The organism is Bacillus sp. S4 (genome assembly GCF_040838205.1).
In the GTDB taxonomy this organism is placed as follows: Bacteria; Bacillota; Bacilli; order Bacillales; family Bacillaceae_G; genus Bacillus_A; species Bacillus_A cereus_U.
The window spans coordinates 1-2,438 of the sequence record NZ_JBFPJI010000427.1 but is presented as its reverse complement, the minus strand read 5'-3'; the positions used below and the strand labels follow the sequence as shown (position 1 = coordinate 2,438).

The following is a 2,438-nucleotide window of genomic DNA, read 5'->3' as shown; positions in this document are numbered from 1 at the left end:
CCTTAGTTATGGAAACAATTATACTAGTTGTAATCGGAATAAATAATCTGAATATTCTCAGAATTTAAGATAAGAGTTTTACTACCCGCAAATAGAGGGATAAATTCTATTGTCCACTAAATAGATTAGAAAACGATAATAAAACTAGGAGGATTACGATGCCCCAGATTGATTCATTACATCCCATTGTAGAAAAAATAATCAACAATATTGAAAAATTAATGGTCGGAAAACGAAAAGAAACGATCTTAGTCTTGACAGCTCTCTTAGCTGAAGGTCATGTACTATTAGAAGATGTTCCCGGTGTCGGGAAAACAATGCTAGTACGTGCTCTTTCTAAATCAATTGATGCCGATTACAAGCGGATTCAATTCACACCTGATTTACTGCCGTCAGATGTAACAGGTGTTTCTATTTACAATCCAAAAGAGCTCCAATTTGAGTTTAAGCCTGGACCAATTATGGGGAATTTTGTACTTGCTGATGAAATTAATCGTACATCTCCAAAGACACAATCTGCCTTACTTGAAAGTATGGAAGAAGGCACTATCACAATAGATGGCATTACAAGACCGTTACCAAAACCGTTCTTTGTAATGGCTACACAAAATCCGGTCGAATATGAGGGAACATACCCTTTACCAGAAGCTCAGCTCGATCGTTTCTTGTTGAAGCTAAGAATGGGATATCCTACACCAGAAGAAGAATTTGAAATTTTAAACCGGATGGAAAAAACAAATCCACTCTCCCATTTACAAGCTATTACTACAATAAAAGAATTACTTTATTTACAACAAAGCGTACGGGAAGTAAGCATGGACAAAGCAATCAAGCATTACATTATAAAGCTTGTTACTCAGACTCGTACTTATAGTTCTATACAGCTAGGTGCAAGTCCACGCGGCTCAATTGCTTTAATGAAAGCTTCACAGGCTTATGCATTCATCCATGGTAGAAATTATATTATTCCAGACGATGTTAAATTTTTAGCTCCTTACGTTTTAGCTCACAGACTCATTCTAAAAATGGAAGCAAGATTTGAAGGAATAACAGGAGAAAAAGTTATCGCCAAAATCGTTGCACGAACTACCGTGCCAACTCAAAGGACGACGAACCTTTGATGAAACGAATACTACGAGCACTATATCACGTTACCAAGTTATCGCTAATCCCTTTATGCCTAGTCTTAACATTTGTGTACGCTATGCTTCAAGGAGGATTTGTAAGTTGGTTTTTGTTTTACAGTACGATTCCTATTGGTCTTTATTCACTACTACTCCCCTTCTACGCTTTACGGGATGCTGAAGTAAAACGAATAACAAACCAAAACGAATATGTAGCAGGAGAACAATTTTCAAGCACTATTACAATAAAAAGAAAATTTCCTTTTCCCTTACTTTATTTAGTTATAGAAGATGAACTGCCATCACAATTTACAAGTTGTATACAAACAAAGATGAATAAGGTAATACTCTTTCCAGGATTAAAACGAAATATTTCGTTTCAATATGTGATTGACACACTCCCTAGAGGAGAGCACACTTTTTCAAGCGTACGTGTCAAAACTGGCGATCTATTCGGTATGATGGAGAAAGAAGTAACTTTTTCAGTTCCAGATACATTTTTAATCTATCCCCAGTACGTAGATATAACGTATCGACAATTGGAAAATCATTTCGAACAAGGAGCGCTTTCAGCAAATATAAATTTAGCAAAAGACTCTACAGTCTCTGTCGGTGTCAGAGACTATAAACCTGGTGACCGCTTTTCATGGATTGATTGGAAAGCAACTGCACGAACAAACAATATTATGACGAAAGAGTTTGAACAACAGCGCAGCCATAATATCATGATATTCATGGACAGAACTGAGTCCCCTCTATTCGAATCAGTCGTAACGTTTACTGCCTCTATTGTGAGGGCTGTCTTGAAGCAAAATTCACCAGCGTCATTCGTGTCTGTCGGAAAAGAACGAACTATTTTCCCTTTAGACAATGGAGGTACTCAGTTGCAGCAAATCTTTTGTCATTTAGCGAAAGTACAAGCAGACAGTGTATTCCCGCTCTCCCAGAGTGTAGAAATGGAATTAAGAAAAATTTATGAGCCCGTAACGATTATACTCGTGACAAGCGATCTTTCTCCCGATATTCAAAAGGCGGCTGACTGTGCTGCTATAAAAAATAGAAAATTAATGGTGTTTGTCGTGAAAGAAAAAGCGAATCAACTCTCACATCGAGAGCTAAGTATATTAGAAACTCTACAAAAACGAAAAATATTTGTAAACGTGGTTTATGAAAACCGGTATACAAATGTGTTTTTTGAGGTGAGCAAATGATAACATTACAAACAAAATACCAATGGGATATGAGCAGATTCTTCCTGCATGTATGTGCACTTCTTCTTTTACTAGAATGGCTAAGACCCCTTATAGGTATTAC

Annotated in this window: 2 protein-coding genes; both read left to right on the top strand. The window is 36.8% G+C overall.

Annotated features, from left to right (window positions below):
* Nucleotides 1-158: 158 nt before the first annotated feature.
* Entirely contained in the window at nt 159-1,121 is a 963-nt protein-coding gene (locus AB3X48_RS21130) for an AAA family ATPase (protein ID WP_016104674.1), read from the top strand.
* Nucleotides 1,121-2,335 (top strand): DUF58 domain-containing protein, encoded by a 1,215-nt coding sequence (locus AB3X48_RS21125; RefSeq protein WP_016104673.1) that lies wholly within the window; start codon nt 1,121-1,123, stop codon nt 2,333-2,335. The genes AB3X48_RS21130 and AB3X48_RS21125 overlap by 1 nt, the downstream gene beginning before the upstream one ends.
* Nucleotides 2,336-2,438 lie beyond the last annotated feature (103 nt).

Bases quoted from the DNA above. Each gene is read 5' to 3' on its own strand.
- AB3X48_RS21125 (WP_016104673.1), top strand. From the start codon at position 1,121: ATGAAACGAATACTACGAGCACTATATCACGTTACCAAGTTATCGCTA.
- AB3X48_RS21130 (WP_016104674.1), top strand. From the start codon at position 159: ATGCCCCAGATTGATTCATTACATCCCATTGTAGAAAAAATAATCAAC.